This is a genomic window from Geobacillus sp. LYN3, from assembly GCF_003064505.1.
Lineage (GTDB): Bacteria > Bacillota > Bacilli > Bacillales > Anoxybacillaceae > Parageobacillus_B > Parageobacillus_B toebii.
This window is the reverse complement of record NZ_QCWL01000001.1, coordinates 1,125,734-1,145,423: the sequence shown is the minus strand read 5'-3', so window position 1 is coordinate 1,145,423 and position 19,690 is coordinate 1,125,734. Positions and strand designations below refer to the sequence as shown.

The following is a 19,690-nucleotide window of genomic DNA, read 5'->3' as shown; positions in this document are numbered from 1 at the left end:
GTAAGCAGGCGGCCTCTACATGCTAACCACCGCCCAACGAGCACACCAAACACAATGAAGGCGAGTGCCATGTCGACAATCGGCTCGGCGAGTCGCATCGCTTCTCCTTCCCCACCGGAGCGGCCAAGCGCCGCAGCAATTAAAGCAAGACGGATAAAATGGTCCTTAATCCGTTATCGATATTTCTGGATGGTGAATATCCACGATGTGCGTCTTCACTGTGCCCCCGAGATGACGGCGTATGGAGGAAGCCAATTCTTCCAGCGCTTGGTAAAGAACCTCATTCCTTGTTTCATCAATCGATTCGATGCAAAGGAAGGCGTGCTTCGTCTGTTCGGTGAGCATCGTTCGTTGGGCTTCCCGCCAATTCCAGCAGCGGCATATGGCGCCCACGTCATCTTTATACACGATTTCTCCTTCATACGGCAGGTCGTTTTCCTCGCCTCCCAACGGGATGAACGGTTCATGACCATCCGCCAGCGCCAGCCGGATGTCGCCGACAAACGTGTCGATATCCTCCCCTCCGCATGGAAGCCCGTAACGCAATGAAACAGAATTATAAATATCCACAAGCGGGTTGATCGTTCGGATGTGCTGACCGTTTTTCACTCGTTTCAGCAGCGCTTCAACCGAACAACGCGCCCCTTTTTTCGTTTTGAATCGCCGAAACGCCTCTCGCCAAACAACGATGACGGGGTTGCGGCTCAATTCTTCAAACTCCAGGAATTTCCGCGCCTCTTTCTCCGCCTCTCGCAGCATTTGTTCGTAAACGCTGGCATTCTTGATGCCGTTGTCAATCCCTTGGGCAACGACCACACCGATTTTGGCGTGGGGAAATATGGCCCAAACATCGTCTTCAACAACAAAACGTGTCATCATCCACTCCTCCATTCTCTTACGGTTTTGAAGGGCTCGCCAAGGCGGAGAATAGTCCTAACAAGATATAGCAACAGCCCGCCACCCGGTTCATCACCTTCATGCTTCCTTTCTTGGCAGCCAGCCGTTTGCGGATGCCCGCGGCCAACATGGCGTACAAGCTGTCATTTAGCAAGGCGAGAACAACAAATATCGCCCCTAAAAGCAAAAATTGACCAGCCACCAATCCAGCAGAAGGCGAAATAAATTGCGGAAAAAAGGCAAGAAAAAAGAGCGCTGTTTTTGGATTGGTCACTTCGACAAATAGAGATTCGTAAAACACTTGCGCCAATGTTTTCTCCTTGGCCTTCGTGTTCGGGATTTCCTCATCCTTGGTGGAAGCAAAAAATAACGTTTTGCCTCCCAAATAGATAAGATAAACGGCTCCTAAATATTTGATCATCGTAAAGGCAGCCGCCGATGTCATCAAAATCGCGGAAACGCCCACGGCTCCAAGGACAACATGGACAGCGCCACCCAATGCCACGCCAAACACCGCTACAACTCCTGCTTTCGTTCCTTGACCGATGCTTCTAGACACAATGTACAATACCGCCGATCCGGGGACGATGAGCAGTGCCGCGGCTGCCACTATAAACACACCGATCGTCGAAAGCCCCATCCTCACATCTCACTCCTTCATTTTCTATTTCACTGCTGTTGCTTTTTCATCAGGGAAGCGATTCGCTTTTCGTTTTCAAATGGCATTTGCTCGAGTTGCTTGATGATCCGTTCTTGTCGGTATGCAGGATGATTTTGGCTTAACTTGGCTTTTCCCTCGATTCGCTTGATGATGATTTTGAAGGCTTGAATTCCTTTGTTCATGCCGGACAGCATCCCGGCATCGACCTCTGACAGCTGGTAACGGCTGCCCGGCGCTTCGTATTTTTCTACCATATCGTGCAGCGACTGCATGATTTCTTCTTCATCGTCGATCAACTCCACGTTCCCGTACACATGGACATTCACATAATTCCATGTTGGCACCGCCTGGTTCGTTTCATACCAGGAAGGAGAAATATAACAATGCGGACCGTGGAAAATCGCCAAGACCGTCTGACGTTGAATGTCGTTCCATTGCGGATTAGAACGGGCAAAATGGCCGTACAAACACGTTTTCTCCCGATCGAGCAACAGCGGCAAATGGGTAGCAAACAGCTCCCCTTGATGCATCGACACCAAGGTGGCAAAACTGTTCTCCTCGATCACCTCATAGACGACAGACATATCGTTGATGGCAAAATGCTTCGGAATATACATCAGTCCTCTCCCCCATCTTTTCAATTACAGCATTCCATTCTTCACAATGTATAATATAATCAAAACTGACATAAAAAAAGTGACAATAACAAAAAAATAAACATGTCAGGAGGATGAACATGAAGACGATCATTTTTGACTTGAAGGACGGCTCGCCTAAATACAAGCAAATCTACGAAAAATTGAAATCATTGATTGAACAAGGCGACATTCAAGCCAATGAGCCGCTACCTTCCATTCGCCAACTCGCCGAATCATTGAATGTCAGCCGGAACACAACTTTAATGGCTTACGAACAGCTGGTAGCGGAAGGATATATTCGCGCGGAAAAACGAAAAGGGTATTTTGCCAATGAAGTGGAACCTCTCTTCATTCCAAAAGCCCGCATTTCTGCACGCCAATCGGCAAGGGAAGCAGCAACGTCCGTTGTTGTCGATTTTCGCGCCGATACCGTCGATGCCGATCATTTTCCCGTTAAAGCATGGAGAAGAATTTCCAATCAAGTATTGACGGCCAAAGGATGTTTCCGCTATGGGGATCCGTTTGGGGAATTATGCTTGCGCAAGCAAATCGCCATCTACCTTCTCGAATCCCGCGGGGTGATCACAGAGCCAAACGCCATCATCATCGGAAGCAGCACGCAGCAAATGCTTCTCTCCCTTGGCTATATTCTAAAAGATGAATTCAACAGCGTGATCGTCGAAGACCCTGGTTATGACGGCGCCAGAGAAGCGTTTTTGTTTCACCGCTTTCAGCTGGAAACGGTGCCTGTTTCCGAAACCGTCATCGATCTTTCACCGCTCGAGAACAGGCGATCGCGGCTCATCTATGTCACCCCTTCACATCAAAGCCCGATGGGAGTCAGCATGCCGATCCAGCAACGGCACAGGCTCATTCAATGGGTGAACAACGTCGATGGCTATATTATCGAGGACGATTACGACAGCGAATTCCGTTACACGCAAAAGCCGTTTCCTGCTCTTGCTTCCATTGATTCCACAAAAGTCATTTATCTGGGCAATTTCTCAAAATCGTTTCTGCCTGGGATTCGCTTAAGCTACATGGTGTTGCCGCCGTCGCTTTTGTACCGTTATCAGCAGCAGTTTCGCCTTTTCGAAAGCACTGCGTCCATCCTCAGCCAATTGGCGATGGCCAAATTTATGGAGGAGGGGGAATGGGGCCGCCATATTAAACGCATGCGCCTCGTGTACAAACGAAAAATGGAGCATTTAACATCACTACTGCGAAAAGCATTTGGGGATATGATCCCCATTATTGGCGAACAGTCCGGTTTATACGTGTTAATCAAAGTTCATTCCGATTGTTCAGAAGAACAGCTACTTCAACGCGCCCTATCGTGTGGGGTAAAAGTGTATCCCACTTCGCGCTATTTTGTGAACCAACGGCCAGACCGACCCATGATCAAGCTCGGTTTTAGCGGCTTGTCGCTCGAGGATATTGAGCTTGGAGTAAAACTGCTCAAAAAAGCATGGTGTTGACGACGACTTCACGGAAAACGCCCCTCTTTTTACACAAGCTCACGGAATCCCTGTCTTGGCGTGTATTTTTGATCGGTTTCTAATGTCACGTTAATTTTAAATATTTACATTTTTTTGTTTTTTTTTGTATAATACACTTAAGTTTGAAAAAGAAAGGGGAAAGAGAATATGGGTGGAAAAAATCATAGACCAACGAAAGGACTGGCTATTACCACCGCTTTATCTGCTCAGTGCGCTTGGGCTATAGGGCAAGGCATTACTCATTTGTGGCAAGCGAATTCTGAACTAGAAAAAGCTATTATTGCTGCCACCGGTGCTACAGATGCTACTCGTTTTGTACAACCAACCGGTGATTCAGTTGCACACCTAGAAAACTCCATATCGTTTTTACAAACTGCTATTCATGATATCCATAATATTATATTATAGAATCCTACGATGACCTCCTCAAAAAATGCGTTGAACTTGAATATAAGGGAAATCCATTAGCTTCACAAATTAATAAATGGAACCTAAAAGATAAGCTGGAAAAGAACCTATTCTTACCACCGTCACAAGAAATGTGGAAGTTAGTCTCAGGAATTATTGAACAAGATAATCTTGTGAAATATTTTGAATGGGAAAGAGATTTATTTAAAAACACAATAAATCCTTTACAGGATCTTATCAAAGTTTTGGAGACTTGCAAAGAAGTAGCAAAAGTTGACCCAGAACTTTTTGTTAAATGTGTTGAATTTAATCAAATACCTTTACGCCAATATTTCTTCCGAGTATTTAATATGTGGTGCAAAATTGATATAGCTATTGAACTTTCCACCAGTATTTCTACAGAGCTTTTCTATCGACTGGAAGGACATGGTTCTCTTACTGTGGTCCCTCCTATTCCAACAAGTGACGACATACTAAAACATGCTCCGTCTCAAGTCCCAGCGAGTTGGTAATAATCCTTTCGGGTGGTCCTCAAGATTTTTCAAGACCACCCTAGCTTATTAAATGGAAAGGGTAGAAAAAAATGATTGCCGTGCAAGACGTAAACAAAATCTATCCGCCAAACCGCCAAGTATTACATAATGTTTCCCTTGAACTGGTTGAAGGGGATCGACTTATTCTTTTAGGGCCGAATGGAGCCGGAAAAACTACTTTAATAAGATGCATCATCGGGCTTACTGCACCAGACAGCGGCAGCATCTATGTCAATGGAGTAGATGTTGTCCGCCATCCAGATGAAGCGCGCGAGTCGATTGCGGTCGTATTTGAAGAAGCTGACAACTCCTATTCTTATTTAACTGTTTTGGAAAATCTCTTATACTTCGGCTTGCTGAACAAATGGAGTCGTGCTGAAGCAAAACGAAGAGCCGAACGAATGATGGCCGTGTTGAATCTAACCCCATACGCTGAGCGTCTTACCCAAACCCTTTCACGTGGGATGAAACAAAAACTGGCATTTGCGATCGCCTTAATGAAAGGAGCGCCGTTTTTGTTCCTTGATGAGCCAACTCTTGGCCTTGATGTTGAGTCGCAACATCATATCCGAACCATGTTAACGGAAGAAAACCAATGGTGGAAAGCCGTTCTCATCACCACCCACGACATTCCTTTTGCCCACGCCGTTGGAAATAAGTTTGTCTTTATTCAAGGCGGAAAAATCGTTTGGAGCGGCACGAAAGAACATTTTTCAACTCCAGCCGACCTTGAAACTCATTTTTTGGCCGCTATTCGTTCCAACCTATCCGTCTAAGGAGGTGAGTCGGTTGCCCCTGCAAATCTTGAATGTAGTATTGGCTTCCTTTTTGAAAAAAAGGGCAGAGTATCGTCGGTATTGGTTCGATTTTACCGTTGGCCTTATCATTAAATTTGTCTTTTTTCTCGGTACGCTGTACGCAAGCCCGATACAAACCGGAAAGGAAGCGACGCTCAAACTGTTCGGTTTCAGCCTTTGGTACTTAAGCGCTCATTTGATCTCAAAGCTCGGCAACACGGTGATCGAGGAAGCGTATCTCGGCACGGCAGAGCAGGTACTTTCCACCAAGACTCCCCCATGGCAAGTTTTAATGGGCGTAGTGATCGCGGAAATCGCATTATCATCCGTGTGGGTAGTGCTCTTTTTCATCTGTGCGGCTTTGATGATTGGATTTTCCGAAATTCTCTCGGGAATATTATCCATGATAACGGAGATCGTCGTATTTGGCGGCGTAAGCCTAATCGGGATGACGGGAATCGGTGTGTTCATTTTAGGACTGTCCCTTCGCTTAAAACAAGTCGGAGCCGTTACCGAGGTGCTGCTTTATTATTTATTAATCTTCTCAGGTTTTTTTCTATCTTCAAATTTATTGCCGACAGCCTTTCATATTCTCAACTACTTTTCTCCCCTTTCTTGGGCCGTGCAAGGAGTGAATGAAGGATGGCCCGTATTCTTTCCTGCTCTCGGCATCTCGCTATTATGGCTGGCCATGGGCTCATTAGTCTTGAAGCAACAATGGCATTGGGCGAGAAAAAACGGAAAAATCGGAAGCTACGTATAAAAGAGCGGACGTTATCCCTCACATTTCGCACCCTTTCGGCGAAAATCGAGAGGATGTTTTCGCGACCATGCCGAATGCATCTTCGACAATCAAGGAAAGCAAAGGAGGTTTCATAACACGGACGTCTTGCACGAAGGGGACTCTCTTTATTACAACGCCGCCTGCGAACATCAATTTATGAACACAGGCAACGAAGAGTGCCGCTATGATCTGATTATTCACTCGCCTGCTTCGAAAACATGACCCATAGTCATGTCCGCCCAAGGCGTTGCTTTTTTTGCTTTTTGCCGTCACATAGAAAGAAATCACAGCATCGACGGCGAATAAAAGAGATGGCATTTCTTTGACGGAGGTGTGTGAATGAACATCGGCCAAGAATATTTGCGAGTGGTGCGCGCACGCTTTGTTGACATGAAAAAGACCGCCGAACGGGCTATGGACCAATGTTCGGAGGAACAGCTGTTCCATTGCTTTCATGAGGAGGCAAACAGCATCGCCATCATTGTCAAACATATGAGCGGAAATATGGTGTCGCGCTGGACAGACTTTTTGTCGTCGGATGGGGAAAAACCGAACCGAAACCGCGATGATGAGTTTATCAACGACTTCCATACGCGCAAAGAAGTCATGGCTTGCTGGGAAAAGGGGTGGTCTGCTTTCTTTCAGACGCTGAACGAACTGCAAGAAACGGATTTGTTGCGGACGTCACGATCCGCGGCGAACCCCATTCCGTCATCGAAGCCATTGAGCGGCAAATGTACCATTATTCGTATCATATCGGGCAAATCGTCTATATCGCGAAACAGCTGAACGCAAACAACTGGAAAACACTGACCATACCAAGAAATCGAAAAACAACATAGGCAACTCCTTATTCGAATCATCTTGCAAACGCCATCCGCCCCTCGGAACCGTCAGCCGATAAAGGCGGATGGCTTCTTTTTGTTGTTTGTTGTTCCTTCCCAATCATACCTATCGGGATCGCAGTCATCGTCTGGAAAGTTTCACAATGCCGACCAACAAACAAACCATCCCCACTCCCCACGCCAGCCCCGCCTTGCCAAGAAGGAGGGAGATTTCTTCAGATGCCTGCACATGGGTAAGATCAAAGGAAATCGCCTTCAGCGCAAATGAAACAGCCAGAGACAGCAACAAGAAATGGGCCAATATCCACAGAAACGCCCGCCCCTCTCGATTCCTTCGCCAAAGAAAAACGATTGTCGCAACCGCGATCAACATCACAACCGAAAAGCCGACGATGAGCATATCCATCACATTTTCTTCCATAGGCAAATGATTGGGCAACGTTCCCACCTCCTCTTTTTCATCATATCATGTCTTTCTATTCTTCTTCCCTGCGTCCGATCCCTTCTTGTATGTGAAGCCGCCCATGGGCTTCTTCGTTCCCGCGCGCTAGGGAAGCGGCGCAACCCTTTACGCAAACGCCAAGCAGGCGCCCATCTCCCTATTGCAGAGGGCGGCGCCTGCTCTGATTGTATAGATGCAATGTAAAGCTTTAACACTTTTCGTTTTTACCGGTCATTGCATCCGACTGTCGAGTGACCGAACAACGCCGCTTCCAGACCCATGAATGGGTCTGTGAAGCGAGTCGTTGTTCGGTCTTCCGTCACGCTAAAGCGTGACGGAGGCAAGCCTGTGGCTTGCCTTCGACAGTCAAAAATGGATAAGCCACTTTTTCCGTCAAGGATATGTGAAACGATTTCGTTGCATCTATATGGTTACTTTTGCTGCATCTTAAACTGCAAAAACAGTTCGTTGTAGTAGGCGAGCATGTGTTTCCCTAAGTTTTCGTACACTTCGAGATGCCCAGCTGAATCCAAATCGGGGTAAAAGCGCCGATCGCCCGCGATGTCTTTTGGCAAATAGGCAAGCGCCTTTTTATTCGGCGTCGAATAGCCGACATACTCGGCGTTTTGCGCCGCGTGTTTCGGGTCGAGCATAAAATTGATAAACGCGTGCGCTCCTTCGATGTTTTTCGCTGTTTTCGGAATGACCATGTTGTCAAACCATAAGTTGGAGCCTTCTTTCGGCACGACATAGTCGAGCTTGTCATTTTCGGCGATGATTTCCGCCGCGTCGCCCGACCAAACGACGCCAATGGCCGCCTCTTCATTAGCCAGAAGCAGCTTGATCTCATCGCCGACAATCGCCTTCACATTCGGCATGAGTCGATCGAGTTTCCGCTTTGCTTCTTGCAAATGGGCTTTGTTCGTGTCATTGAGGGAATAGCCGAGGCTGTTTAACGCCATGCCCATTACTTCGCGCGCTCCGTCGACAAGCAAAATTTGGTTTCGCAAACTCGGATCCCATAAGTCGTTCCAGCTCGTAATCCTCTTGCCACCGAGCATGTCGCGGTTGTAGACGATGCCGACCGTCCCCCAAAAATACGGCACCGAATACCGGTTGTGCGGATCAAACGACAAGTTGAGGAACCGCGGTTCGATATATTTTGACACTCCACACGCCTTAAAGGGCGTGGGATTCTTGGGTCGTTCGCGTCCTCATCCATTTCTGGTTCGGACCACGCCCAAGTTCGGGGCTGTGTCATCAGCCCATCCCATCAGGTTAGGATGTACCCCGATGGGCGGCGCACCTGTGACCAGTGCGCTAGGTTAGGCGGCAAAGCCCGAAATCGCTTTGGCGATGTTGATCGCACCATTCAAATCAGCATGGAGGGTGTATCCGCACCTTTGGCATCGGAAGCGGATGCCGTTGCGGTTCGCTTTCTCTCGATAACCACATTTACACGTTTGGCTCGTGTAGGTCGGCTTCACCCACTCCACCCGAATGCCCGCCATTTCGGCTTTATAGGCAATCATCGTTTGCAGTTGATGAAACGCCCAAGTGTGAAGGTTTCGTCCCGCTTCTTTGGCCGATGTTGCCCGCTTTCGAATCCCCGTCAATTCTTCCATCCGAATCACGCCAACACCGTTGGCGAGGGCAAAACGGACGATTTGACGGCTGATTTTATGGTTCATATCTTTCATCCAGCGGGACTCTTTACGGCCGATTTTGCGAATCATATGGAGCTTCTTGGCTTTTCCTAATCTCCTTCGCAAAGCCGCGTATCGCCTGCGAATGAAAGCGCATTGGCTGCCCTTAAAAAACAACGATTTCGTGCCCACGCTGGCAACGGCGATATAACGAAGTCCCAAATCAACGCCCATTACCTTCGTTTCTTCCCGTTGTTGGACTTCAAATGTGATCGCAACAGCCAAGTACCATTTCTTTCTCTTTTTGTAGAGCTTAGCCGCCCCTTGTTTGGCGGTTCCATTGATCAGCCGATTCAGCCATGCTTCCTGATAGGGGCGCGTGACCACTGGCACGCCGATTCGCTTCTCCAGTGTGGGGAAGGAAACCGTGTAGAACGCTCCTTTCTTTTCCACCTTCACGTTTTGGTTGTTGAAGCAACACCATAATGTTTGAAACTTCTTTGTTTTCTGGTTTTTCTTTTGAGACTTCACTTCTCGAATCGTTTGGTTCACGACGGCGGAAGGAAACCGCTGCGACGAAAACTCTTTAAATAGTTTGCTCGTCGCTTGATTCAGTTCGGGATGATTCAACAGCCAATTCGCAAACGCGATATTCACTTCTGTCATCCGTTCGTACATGTCTTGTTTGACTTTCGTTGGGTTGTGCAGCTCCAGCCTTAATGTGATCGTCGGCATGGATTCACCTCCTTGTGGCGATTTCAGGATGCCATTTTTTTCAGAATCGTTCAATATTCAGAAAACAGCTCGCTTTCATCCCACCCCTCAAGGAGTGGGCTTTCTCGCTCGCGGGTCTGTAAATCTCTTTCGGCGTCCCAAACTGCTGAATTTTTCCTTTATTCAGAACAAAAATGTAATCGGACATCGCCAATGCTTCTTCTTGATCATGCGTGACAAAAATGAACGTAATCCCTAAGCGGCGCTGCAATTCACGAAGTTCATACTGCATTTCCGTGCGCAGTTTCAAATCCAAGGCTGACAGCGGTTCATCCAAGAGCAGCACCTCAGGTTCATTGACAATCGCCCGGGCAATGGCGACGCGCTGACGCTGGCCGCCGGACATTTCTTGAATGCGGCGGCGCTCATAGCCGTCTAAGTTGACAAACCGAAGCGCTTCCCTCACTTTCTCGCGAATGTCGGTTTCTTTCATCTTTTTCACGCGCAAACCAAACGCAACGTTTTCAAACACATCGAGATGAGGGAACAATGCATAGTCTTGAAAAACAGTGTTGACTTGCCGTTTGTTCGGCGGGACGTTTTGAATCGGCTTTCCGTGGAAATAAATCGTTCCTTCCGTCGGCTCGATAAACCCGGCAATCAGCCGCAAAATCGTTGTCTTCCCACAACCCGACGGTCCAAGCAGCGTATAAAACTTCCCGCGCTCCATCGCAAAACTGACATCATCCAGTACGGCTGCGCCGTCGTATTCCTTCGTCACTCGCTCGAAGCGGATGATTTCTCCGTTCACTTTCAGCCCCCCATCTTCTTGATGTTCACTATTCCTAATTAGAATAGGAGAGTAGAAAGTGCAACGGAAAAATATGCTTTCCGCCATGTCGGCGACTAAAAAACAAAAAGCGGCTGACTATTCCGCAGAACAGCTTCCAATTTTGCCCGCAATGCGGAAAGCCGCTGTCTCATTGATCGTTTTTTCAAATTTCCTTGCTTCACCGTATTGAATAATTTCAAAAAATACATTAAATTATATAGTAATAGTCAAGACGAAATAAACAACCGCATACGGACATTCTTATCAAGAGAGGGGGAGGGACTGGCCCGATGAACTCTCAGCAACCTGGCGGAAGTCAAGGTGCTAAATCCAGACAGGCGAAACGCCTGGAAGATAAGAAGAGACGATACATAAAAAGTCTTCTTCTTATAGAAGGCTTTTTTCTTTTACTATCTTCATAGAACGGGGGAATGATCGTGGGGCTTTTGCAAGACTTAAAAGAACGCATCCTTATCGCCGATGGAGCGATGGGAACGCTATTATACTCGCACGGCGTCGACCGATGTTTTGAAGAACTAAATTTATCAAAACCGGAAGACATCATTCACATTCATGAAGCATATATCGCCGCGGGCGCAGAAGTAATCCAAACGAATACATATGGCGCCAACTATGTCAAACTTGCCCGCTACGGATTGGAAGATGAAGTGCCATCCATTAACCGCGCGGCAGTAAGGCTCGCCAAAAAGGCGGCGGGAAATAAAGCCTATGTGCTTGGAACGATCGGCGGATTACGGAGCATCAACAAAAGCGCCGTTTCCATCGACGAAGTAAAGCGGACGTTTCGCGAGCAATTATTTGTGCTTTTAAACGAAGACGTCGATGGCTTATTGCTCGAGACATATTACGATTTGGAAGAATTGCAGACGGTGCTTGCAATCGCGCGCAAAGAAACGGATAAGCCGATTATCGCGCACGTCTCCCTCCACGAAGTCGGCGTCTTGCAAGACGGCACTCCCCTTTCTGAAGCGTTGGCGCGCTTGGAGCAGTTGGGAGCCGATGTCATCGGTCTAAATTGCCGTCTCGGTCCATATCATATGATTCGTTCGCTCGAGGAAGTGCCGCTGCCGAAAAAAGCGTTTCTTTCCGCGTATCCGAACGCAAGCTTGCCGGATTATCGCGACGGACGGCTTTTCTATGAAACAAACACCGATTATTTTAAAGAAACGGCTCTTGCCTTCCGTGAACAAGGCGTGCGCCTGATTGGCGGGTGCTGCGGCACGACGCCGAAACATATCGAAGCGATAGCAAACGCCTTAACCGATCGGACACCAATTACAGAAAAAGTCGTTAAACAACGTCATGTTCCGATTTCTATCCAAACAAACGAACCAAATGCCGCCCCGCCGCTGCAGGATATCGTACGTAAGCGGCGCTCGGTGATCGTCGAGCTTGATCCGCCGAAAAAATTAGGGATCGCGAAATTTTTAGAAGGCGCCAAAGCGCTCAAAGAAGCGAACATTGATGCGTTGACATTGGCCGATAACTCGCTGGCAACTCCACGAATCAGCAACATGGCGCTCGGCTCCATCGTCAAAGAGCAGCTCGGCATCCGCCCGCTTATTCATATTACATGCCGCGACCGCAATTTAATCGGCTTGCAGTCGCACCTGATGGGCCTGCATACGCTCGGCATCACCGATGTGCTCGCCATCACCGGAGACCCATCGAAAATCGGCGATTTTCCTGGAGCGACATCCGTCTATGATTTATCGTCCTTTGATTTAATCCGGCTCATTCGCCAATTTAACGAAGGGCTTTCGTATTCCGGAAAATCGCTCGGGCAAAAAACAAACTTCTCGATTGCCGCGGCCTTTAACCCGAACGTCCGTCATTTAGATAAGGCTGTAGAGCGTCTGGAGAAAAAAATTCAATGCGGCGCCCATTATTTTATCACCCAGCCGCTTTATTCCGAGCGGCAAATCGAAGAGGTGTATGAAGCGACGAAGCATCTTGAGACGCCGATTTACATCGGCATTATGCCGCTAGTGAGCGCGCGCAACGCCGATTTCCTTCATCATGAAGTGCCGGGAATTACTCTTTCTGATGAAATCCGCTCCCGCATGGCGGCATGCGCGAATGACGCAGTGCAATCTGCGCGCGAAGGAATCGCAATTGCCAAATCGCTCATTGACGCCGCTTTTGACTTATTTAACGGCATCTACTTAATTACGCCGTTTTTGCGCTATGAAATGACCGTCGAACTCGTTCGCTACATTCATGAAAAGGAACAAGCCGCACAAGAAAGGAAGGTACTCCATGGGTAACATCACACTTGAGCAACAGCTCGAAAAAAAAATATTAATTATTGACGGCGCAATGGGAACGATGATTCAAAGCGCGAAGCTCTCAGCTGATGATTTCGGCGGAGAAGCATACGAAGGATGCAACGAATATTTGACGCTCACCGCCCCGCATGTGATCGAGCGCATTCATGAAGCATATTTGCAGGCGGGAGCGGATATTATCGAAACAAACACGTTCGGTGCGACAAGCGTTGTGTTAGATGAATATCATCTTGGCCATTTAGCGCTAGAGTTAAATATCGAAGCAGCCAGGCTTGCGCGCAAAGCCGCCGACGCCTACTCTACTCCCGAATGGCCGCGCTTTGTCGCCGGTTCAATGGGACCGACGACAAAAACGTTATCCGTCACAGGAGGCATTACGTTCGAACAATTAGTTGCCGCTTACGAAGAACAAGCGCGTGGACTATTGCTTGGCGGAGTCGACTTACTTTTATTAGAAACGTGCCAAGACACCTTAAACGTCAAAGCTGGATTTATCGGCATTTCCAAGGCGTTTGAAGCGGTCGGAAAAAAAGTGCCGATTATGATTTCCGGGACGATTGAACCAATGGGAACAACATTAGCAGGACAAACGATTGAATCGTTTTTCATCTCCGTCCAGCATATGAAGCCGTTCGCGGTCGGATTAAACTGCGCGACCGGCCCCGAGTTTATGACCGACCATTTGCGCGCGCTCGCTTCCTTGGCGAACACTGCTGTAAGCTGCTATCCGAACGCCGGGCTTCCGGATGAAGAAGGATGCTATCACGAGACACCGGAGATGTTAGCGAAAAAAATCCGACGATTCGCTGAAAAAGGATGGATTAACATCGTCGGCGGCTGCTGCGGAACAACCCCGGAACATATTCGCACCATCGCCGAAGCGGTCCGGGACATTCCACCGCGGCCAATTCCGAAATCTTTTGACGTTCATGCCGTCTCCGGCATCGATCCGCTTATTTACGATGAAACAATGCGTCCGCTGTTTGTCGGCGAGCGCACAAACGTAATCGGTTCGCGCAAATTTAAACGGCTCATCGCTGAAGGAAAATATGAAGAAGCGGCGGAAATTGCCCGCGCGCAAGTAAAAAACGGCGCGCACGTCATCGATATTTGCTTAGCCGACCCGGACCGCAACGAACAAGAAGATATGGAAAAGTTTATCCAACAAGTTGTAAAAAAAGTAAAAGTGCCGCTTGTCATTGATTCGACGGATGAACGCGTTATTGAACGTGCTCTCACTTATTCACAAGGGAAAGCAATCATTAACTCGATTAATTTGGAAGACGGCGAAGAACGGTTTGAAAAAGTCATTCCTCTCCTTCACAAATATGGTGCTGCCGTCGTTGTCGGAACGATTGATGAACAGGGAATGGCGATTCATGCTGAGCGGAAGCTGGAAATTGCCTTGCGTTCGCATGACTTGCTCGTCAACAAATACGGAGTTTCCCCGCATGACATTATTTTTGACCCGCTTGTGTTCCCGGTCGGCACCGGCGATGAACAATATATTGGCGCGGCCAAGGAAACGATCGAAGGCATCCGTCTCATTAAAGAACGGCTTCCGCAATGTTTAACAATACTTGGCATCAGCAATGTCTCATTCGGGCTTCCGCCGGTTGGGCGGGAAATTTTAAACTCCGTCTTTTTGTACCATTGCACGCAGGCCGGGCTCGATTACGCGATCGTCAATACGGAAAAATTGGAGCGATTCGCTTCGATTCCGGAAGAAGAAGTGCGGTTGGCTGAAGAACTGCTGTTTAACACGAACGATGAAACGTTAAACACGTTTATCCAATTTTACCGCGATAAAACGAAAGAACCGAAAAAAATAAAAACCGAGCTTAGCCTTGAGGAGCGGCTCGCGGGCTATGTCGTCGAAGGCACGAAAGAAGGATTGTACGCCGATTTGGAACAAGCGCTGCAAACGTATTCCGACCCGCTTGACATCATTAACGGACCGCTGATGGCGGGGATGGATGAAGTTGGGCGGCTGTTTAATAACAATCAACTCATTGTTGCCGAAGTATTACAAAGCGCGGAAGTGATGAAAGCAGCGGTCGCCTTTTTAGAACCATATATGGAGAAAAAGGAAAACAGTACAAAAGGAAAAGTGCTTCTCGCCACTGTCAAGGGCGATGTGCATGACATCGGCAAAAACTTGGTCGACATCATTTTAAGCAACAACGGCTTTCACGTCATCGACCTAGGCATTAAAGTGGCGCCGCAAAAGCTGATCGAAGCCGTTCAGGCCGAAAAACCGGATATTATCGGTTTATCAGGGCTTCTTGTCAAATCCGCCCAGCAAATGGTCGTCACCGCGCAAGATTTGCGGCAAGCGGGCATCTCGATTCCGATTTTAGTCGGCGGTGCGGCATTATCGCGCAAATTCACGGAAAACAAAATCGCTCCGGAATATGATGGAATCGTATTATACGCAAAAGACGCCATGGAAGGACTGGCGCTGGCAAATCAGCTGCAGCAAAACGAAATCGAATATACAAAAACAAAAAAACAAGAAACGGAAACAGAAAAAACGACACCAACGGCTATTGCGGCAAAGTCGAACGTCTCGACCGACGTTCCCGTGTTTGTGCCAACAGATTTAGAACGCCATATATTGAAAGATATTTCGCTTTCGCATATTATTCCATACGTCAACTGGCAAATGGTATTAGGACATCACCTTGGGTTAAAAGGAAAAGTAAAACGGCTGCTTGAGGAAAAAGATGAAAAAGCGCTTATGTTAAAGCAAGTCGTCGATGACCTGCTTGACGAGGCCCAGCGCAACAACTGGATTACGCCAGCGGCGGTATATCAATTTTTTCCGGCGCAAAGTGAAGGAAACCGGATTTACATTTACTCGCCAAAAGACAAACGGACCATTATCGAAATGTTTGAATTTCCAAGACAGCCAAGAGAGCCATACCTTTGTTTAGCTGATCACTTGAAATCTACAGAAAGCGGACAAATCGACTATGTGGGATTTTTCGCCGTCACCGCCGGAAAAGGCATTCGCGAACTTTCGCAGCGATGGAAAGAAAGCGGCGAATTTTTAAAAAGTCATGCGATTCAAGCGCTGGCGCTCGAAATCGCCGAAGGATTAGCGGAGCTCATCCACCAAGTCATGCGCGACCGCTGGGGCTTTCCGGATGATCCGGATTTCACGATGGAACAGCGCTTTGCCGCGAAATACCAAGGGCAGCGCTACTCGTTCGGCTATCCGGCTTGCCCGAACTTGGAAGACCAAGAAAAGCTCTTCCGTCTATTGAACCCAGAAGAAATCGGCATCCATTTAACGGACGGATATATGATGGAGCCGGAAGCTTCCGTTTCCGCGATTGTCTTTGCCCATCCAGAAGCGCGCTATTTCAACGTGTTGTAAAAAAGCTGGCCAAAACGGCCAGCTTTTCTATGCAATGTGATCAGGTAAGTAATATTCTCCTTCTAGCTTTTTGAAATCTTTTTCATTCCATGTAATGACCGCTTGTGCAGATGGGGAATGTTGTATAAACGAAGCAAAGTAAGCATCGGTAAAGTCAACACGGTGCTTATAATAGTTCATTAACGCTTGCAACACAATTTCTTTATCAATAGTCTTAATACAATGAGCCTCGACTAGCTGTTTTAGCTTTTCAGCTATTTCTTCTTTCGTATAACCGTATCGTTTCGACTCGAGAACCCAGCAGCATTCTGCGATAACCAATGGATGTAATACAAGCGTCAATTCTTCATTTACAGCTTTTTCAAATAATCGGTAGGCAATCGGTGATTGTATTTCATCATCATTAGCCAAAAAACGAACGATGACGTTTGCATCTAAAATGTACATGTGTCATCTTCTTTCTTCCATCTGCTAGAAATCCGTTCTTCCCTCGCCTGTCTCCGAATCTTGTCCCACTCCAGTTCACTTTTATCTCCTTTTGGCGGCATGCTGCCAAATAATGATAACAACGAATTCTTCTTTCTCACCTTCAACGTCACCTCTTGATTTTCTCCATAAACAAACATTACTTGATCACCCGGTTCTGCACCAAGCACTTCCCGCACTTTCATCGGAATCGTTACTTGATTTTTCGAAGACAACGTTGATGAATAAACATATGTCTTATCTGAAGCTGATTCCATCGTATCCCCTCCAAAATCCTTTACTTTTTATTTTACCTTTACCATATAAAAAAGTAAAGAAATTGTATTGAAATCATTGTTCACTTATGAATAACATTACATATTTCCCACTCCTTATCCCATACTAACGATGACAAATGATGAACAGGGAGGAATGGAAGATGGTCACGAAACAACAGGCAACGATGCCGCCGCAGCACCAAAACCGCCAGCCAGGTCTGCAAACGGAAATGAACCCGCAGCCGGTCTCGATCAGCGAAACGTATAAAGGAAGCGGGAAGCTGCACAATAAAGTCGCCATCATTAGCGGCGGAGACAGCGGCATCGGCCGGGCGGTCGCGATTCACTTCGCCAAAGAAGGCGCGGATGTAGCGATTATTTATTTAAACGAACATGAAGACGCGGAAGAGACAAAACGGCTTGTCGATCAGGAAGGAAAAACATGCTTGCTGATCGCTGGCGATGTCGGCGATGAAAACTTTTGCAAGCAAGCGGTCAAACAAACGATCGACCAATTTGGCAAACTAGACATTGTCGTCAACAACGCCGCGGAACAGCATCCGCAAAAAAGCTTGCTTAACATTACCTCGCAGCAGCTGGAAAAAACGTTCCGCACCAACGTCTTCGGCTACTTTTATTTGACGAAAGCGGCGCTCCCTTACTTGCAAAAAGGAAGTTCGATTATTAATACCGCATCCATCACCGCCTACGAAGGCAATGAGCAATTAATTGATTATTCCGCAACAAAAGGTGCGATCGTCGCCTTTACGCGCTCTTTGGCGAAATCTCTCGCCGGGCAAGGCATCCGCGTCAACGGCGTCGCCCCAGGACCGATTTGGACGCCGCTTATACCATCGACATTCACAAGCGGCCAAGTCGCCACCTTCGGCTCCAACACGCCGATGAAACGGCCGGGCCAGCCGAGTGAAGTGGCTCCAAGCTATGTCTTTTTAGCAAGCGAGGAGGCATCCTATATTACGGGGCAAATGATACATGTAAATGGCGGGAAGATTGTGAATGGATAAGAAAGCAGAAGCACTATTGCTAGCCAGAATGCTAAACAGACGAGTTGTTTTAAATCTTAAAAATCAATGCGAAAAAGGATAAGACGGCAAAAGTGTTCTTGTCGTCTTACCTTTCCCTCGCAGCAACACTTTTTTACATCGCCAAACGACATTCCTCCAATCGTCGTACAATTTCTTTTCCAATTTCAAGAGAAGCAGTCGCTGCAGGTGAGGGGGCATTTAAAACGTGTATAGAACGACGACCATGGACAATATAAAAATCATCTACAAGCGTACCGTCTTCTTTTAATGCTTGCGCTCGCACTCCAGAAGGACCTGGAAGCAAATCATCCTCTTCGATATCCGGCATTAACTGTTGCACGTTTTTCACAAACTGTCTTTTGGAAAAAGACCTTGCCATTTCTTCCACCCCCTCTTTCGCATAGCGGGAGGCAAGCTTCCAAAATCCTTTAAAAAATAGAACCTCTTTTGCATCCCTAAAACTAAAGTCTGTTTTTAAATATCCTTCTCGTTTAAAACTTAAAACGGCATTAGGACCAACATCCACCGTTCCATCAATCATTCTCGTAAAATGGACTCCTAAAAATGGGAAATTCGGATTTGGCACTGGATAAATTAAGTTTTTTACCAAATATCTTTTCTCCGGCTTTAATTGATAATACTCCCCTCTAAACGGGACAATCCTTAAATCCGTTTGCATGTTGGCAAGTTTTGCTATGCGGTCGGAATAAAGCCCGGCGCAATTAATGTAAAAAGACGTTTTGATCGTATGTTGGTTTGTATCGATGACCGCTTCATCGTTTTTTTCCGTAATCGATTCCACCTTATGATCGAGGAGAATTTGCCCTCCCTTCTCTTGAATGATTTCCGCCATTTTCTCCGCTACTTTTTTGAAGTTTACAATCCCCGTTGCCGGAACATGTATCGCTTTTATTCCGTTTACATATGGCTCCAATTCATGCAACTCGCGCTCTTCGATCATCCGTATAGAAAGACCGTTTTCAATCCCTCTTTTATATAAATTTTCTAGAAGAACGAGTTCTTCTTCCTTATTTGCGACAATAACCTTACCGCACATTTCTGCGTCTATTCCATGTTCGTGACAAAAACGATACATTGCTTCATTGCCTTTTTTCGCTAATTTCGCTTTATAGCTTCCTGTCCGGTAATAAATGCCGGAATGAATCACACCGCTGTTATGTCCTGTTTGATGGGCGGCAACACTCTTCTCCTTTTCCAAAACAGCAATTGTCGCATTTGGTTTCCAATTTAATATAGCCATCCCAACGGCAAGTCCGACAATTCCTCCGCCGATAATAACGTAATCGTACATCAACAGCTCACATCCTTCCATATGTTGCAACTTTATTTATTGATGTTATTTGCCATTTGATTGAGTCTAGGGAATGAATATGGTTTCCTATCCTAAAATAAAATTTATAATAAGATAAGCAAAAAATCGAATAAAATATTCAGAAAATAAAAAAATCCATACTCATGATGCATCCATATCGTAAATTCGCCACATAAAAAAT

The 19,690-nt window shown here is 46.9% G+C and carries 17 protein-coding genes, 3 pseudogenes and 1 riboswitch; of the genes and pseudogenes, 10 read left to right on the top strand and 10 right to left on the bottom strand.

The features are described 5' to 3' along the window. Positions 1 to 165: 165 nt before the first annotated feature. Genes DCC82_RS05975 through DCC82_RS05965 form a run of 3 tightly spaced genes read right to left on the bottom strand, consistent with a single transcriptional unit; the run spans position 166 to position 2,175 of the window. A complete protein-coding gene (locus DCC82_RS05975) occupies positions 166 to 876 on the bottom strand; it encodes a B3/B4 domain-containing protein (protein ID WP_097354197.1) in 711 nt (236 codons plus the stop codon). Between the two features lie 19 nt (positions 877 to 895). Continuing rightward, positions 896 to 1,537, bottom strand: coding sequence for a LysE family translocator (locus tag DCC82_RS05970; protein WP_068895626.1), 642 nt, complete (start codon positions 1,535 to 1,537; stop codon positions 896 to 898). A 29-nt stretch (positions 1,538 to 1,566) separates the two neighbouring features. Continuing rightward, positions 1,567 to 2,175: an FMN-binding negative transcriptional regulator gene (locus DCC82_RS05965; protein ID WP_011230242.1), complete on the bottom strand. Its 609-nt coding sequence runs from the start codon at positions 2,173 to 2,175 to the stop codon at positions 1,567 to 1,569. A gap of 119 nt (positions 2,176 to 2,294) precedes the next feature. Here DCC82_RS05965 and pdxR point away from each other — a divergent pair, with 119 nt between their 5' ends. The 6 genes and pseudogenes from pdxR (at position 2,295) to DCC82_RS05935 (ending at position 7,059) form a co-directional block, all read left to right on the top strand. Next, complete coding sequence (gene pdxR / locus DCC82_RS05960) at positions 2,295 to 3,674, top strand: MocR-like pyridoxine biosynthesis transcription factor PdxR (protein ID WP_089096934.1); 1,380 nt, start codon at positions 2,295 to 2,297, stop codon at positions 3,672 to 3,674. Positions 3,675 to 3,842: 168 nt separating this feature from the next. Next, entirely contained in the window at positions 3,843 to 4,103 is a 261-nt protein-coding gene (locus DCC82_RS05955; protein ID WP_108430279.1) for a hypothetical protein, read from the top strand. Positions 4,104 to 4,234: 131 nt separating this feature from the next. Further along, complete coding sequence (locus tag DCC82_RS05950) at positions 4,235 to 4,615, top strand: hypothetical protein (RefSeq protein WP_089096933.1); 381 nt, start codon at positions 4,235 to 4,237, stop codon at positions 4,613 to 4,615. A gap of 71 nt (positions 4,616 to 4,686) precedes the next feature. Next, a complete protein-coding gene (locus tag DCC82_RS05945; protein ID WP_011230240.1) occupies positions 4,687 to 5,412 on the top strand; it encodes an ABC transporter ATP-binding protein in 726 nt (241 codons plus the stop codon). A 4-nt stretch (positions 5,413 to 5,416) separates the two neighbouring features. Continuing rightward, positions 5,417 to 6,196, top strand: a complete 780-nt coding sequence (locus DCC82_RS05940) for an ABC transporter permease (RefSeq protein ID WP_223812640.1) — start codon at positions 5,417 to 5,419, stop codon at positions 6,194 to 6,196. 360 nt (positions 6,197 to 6,556) lie between these two features. Further along, positions 6,557 to 7,059 (top strand): annotated as a pseudogene (locus DCC82_RS05935) (DUF1572 domain-containing protein). 124 nt (positions 7,060 to 7,183) lie between these two features. Here the strand turns inward: DCC82_RS05935 and DCC82_RS05930 are convergent. The 4 genes and pseudogenes from DCC82_RS05930 to DCC82_RS05910 form a co-directional block, all read right to left on the bottom strand. Next, positions 7,184 to 7,501 (bottom strand): hypothetical protein, encoded by a 318-nt coding sequence (locus tag DCC82_RS05930; protein WP_097354196.1) that lies wholly within the window; start codon positions 7,499 to 7,501, stop codon positions 7,184 to 7,186. A 434-nt stretch (positions 7,502 to 7,935) separates the two neighbouring features. Continuing rightward, a pseudogene (locus tag DCC82_RS05920) lies at positions 7,936 to 8,667 on the bottom strand (ABC transporter substrate-binding protein); the annotation flags it as partial. A 162-nt stretch (positions 8,668 to 8,829) separates the two neighbouring features. Next, positions 8,830 to 9,885, bottom strand: coding sequence for an RNA-guided endonuclease TnpB family protein (locus DCC82_RS05915; RefSeq protein WP_097354195.1), 1,056 nt, complete (start codon positions 9,883 to 9,885; stop codon positions 8,830 to 8,832). A gap of 118 nt (positions 9,886 to 10,003) precedes the next feature. Then, positions 10,004 to 10,675: pseudogene (locus DCC82_RS05910) on the bottom strand (ABC transporter ATP-binding protein); the annotation flags it as partial. Positions 10,676 to 10,733: 58 nt separating this feature from the next. Here DCC82_RS05910 and DCC82_RS17430 point away from each other — a divergent pair. The 3 genes from DCC82_RS17430 to metH all read left to right on the top strand — a co-directional run bounded on the left by DCC82_RS17430 (position 10,734) and on the right by metH (position 16,387). After that, complete coding sequence (locus DCC82_RS17430; protein ID WP_157807507.1) at positions 10,734 to 10,886, top strand: hypothetical protein; 153 nt, start codon at positions 10,734 to 10,736, stop codon at positions 10,884 to 10,886. 68 nt (positions 10,887 to 10,954) lie between these two features. Next, a riboswitch (SAM riboswitch) is annotated at positions 10,955 to 11,057 on the top strand. A gap of 76 nt (positions 11,058 to 11,133) precedes the next feature. Further along, the gene (locus DCC82_RS05905) at positions 11,134 to 12,984 is read left to right on the top strand and encodes a bifunctional homocysteine S-methyltransferase/methylenetetrahydrofolate reductase (protein WP_097354194.1); all 1,851 of its coding nucleotides are present in this window, start codon (positions 11,134 to 11,136) and stop codon (positions 12,982 to 12,984) included. Next, positions 12,977 to 16,387, top strand: a complete 3,411-nt coding sequence (metH, locus tag DCC82_RS05900) for a methionine synthase (protein ID WP_097354193.1) — start codon at positions 12,977 to 12,979, stop codon at positions 16,385 to 16,387. Before DCC82_RS05905 ends, metH begins: the two co-directional genes overlap by 8 nt. A 27-nt stretch (positions 16,388 to 16,414) precedes the next feature. Here metH and DCC82_RS05895 read toward each other — a convergent pair whose 3' ends face one another. Together DCC82_RS05895 and DCC82_RS05890 are read right to left on the bottom strand one after the other, a co-directional pair. Next, positions 16,415 to 16,834: a type II toxin-antitoxin system VapC family toxin gene (locus tag DCC82_RS05895; protein WP_097354192.1), complete on the bottom strand. Its 420-nt coding sequence runs from the start codon at positions 16,832 to 16,834 to the stop codon at positions 16,415 to 16,417. Next, positions 16,822 to 17,130 (bottom strand): AbrB/MazE/SpoVT family DNA-binding domain-containing protein, encoded by a 309-nt coding sequence (locus DCC82_RS05890; protein WP_097354191.1) that lies wholly within the window; start codon positions 17,128 to 17,130, stop codon positions 16,822 to 16,824. The genes DCC82_RS05895 and DCC82_RS05890 overlap by 13 nt, the downstream gene beginning before the upstream one ends. Positions 17,131 to 17,291: 161 nt before the next feature. Here DCC82_RS05890 and DCC82_RS05885 point away from each other — a divergent pair, with 161 nt between their 5' ends. Further along, positions 17,292 to 18,155, top strand: coding sequence for an SDR family oxidoreductase (locus DCC82_RS05885; RefSeq protein ID WP_097354190.1), 864 nt, complete (start codon positions 17,292 to 17,294; stop codon positions 18,153 to 18,155). Positions 18,156 to 18,288: 133 nt separating this feature from the next. Here the strand turns inward: DCC82_RS05885 and lhgO are convergent, their stop codons facing one another. Continuing rightward, the gene (lhgO, locus tag DCC82_RS05880; RefSeq protein ID WP_097354189.1) at positions 18,289 to 19,488 is read right to left on the bottom strand and encodes an L-2-hydroxyglutarate oxidase; all 1,200 of its coding nucleotides are present in this window, start codon (positions 19,486 to 19,488) and stop codon (positions 18,289 to 18,291) included. Positions 19,489 to 19,690 lie beyond the last annotated feature (202 nt).

Bases quoted from the DNA above. Each gene is read 5' to 3' on its own strand.
- DCC82_RS05965 (WP_011230242.1), bottom strand. From the start codon at position 2,175: ATGTATATTCCGAAGCATTTTGCCATCAACGATATGTCTGTCGTCTAT.
- DCC82_RS05915 (WP_097354195.1), bottom strand. From the start codon at position 9,885: ATGCCGACGATCACATTAAGGCTGGAGCTGCACAACCCAACGAAAGTC.
- DCC82_RS05890 (WP_097354191.1), bottom strand. From the start codon at position 17,130: ATGGAATCAGCTTCAGATAAGACATATGTTTATTCATCAACGTTGTCT.
- DCC82_RS05955 (WP_108430279.1), top strand. From the start codon at position 3,843: ATGGGTGGAAAAAATCATAGACCAACGAAAGGACTGGCTATTACCACC.
- DCC82_RS05885 (WP_097354190.1), top strand. From the start codon at position 17,292: ATGGTCACGAAACAACAGGCAACGATGCCGCCGCAGCACCAAAACCGC.
- DCC82_RS05975 (WP_097354197.1), bottom strand. From the start codon at position 876: ATGACACGTTTTGTTGTTGAAGACGATGTTTGGGCCATATTTCCCCAC.
- lhgO (WP_097354189.1), bottom strand. From the start codon at position 19,488: ATGTACGATTACGTTATTATCGGCGGAGGAATTGTCGGACTTGCCGTT.
- DCC82_RS05970 (WP_068895626.1), bottom strand. From the start codon at position 1,537: ATGGGGCTTTCGACGATCGGTGTGTTTATAGTGGCAGCCGCGGCACTG.
- DCC82_RS05950 (WP_089096933.1), top strand. From the start codon at position 4,235: ATGTGGAAGTTAGTCTCAGGAATTATTGAACAAGATAATCTTGTGAAA.
- pdxR (WP_089096934.1), top strand. From the start codon at position 2,295: ATGAAGACGATCATTTTTGACTTGAAGGACGGCTCGCCTAAATACAAG.
- metH (WP_097354193.1), top strand. From the start codon at position 12,977: ATGGGTAACATCACACTTGAGCAACAGCTCGAAAAAAAAATATTAATT.
- DCC82_RS05895 (WP_097354192.1), bottom strand. From the start codon at position 16,834: ATGTACATTTTAGATGCAAACGTCATCGTTCGTTTTTTGGCTAATGAT.
- DCC82_RS05945 (WP_011230240.1), top strand. From the start codon at position 4,687: ATGATTGCCGTGCAAGACGTAAACAAAATCTATCCGCCAAACCGCCAA.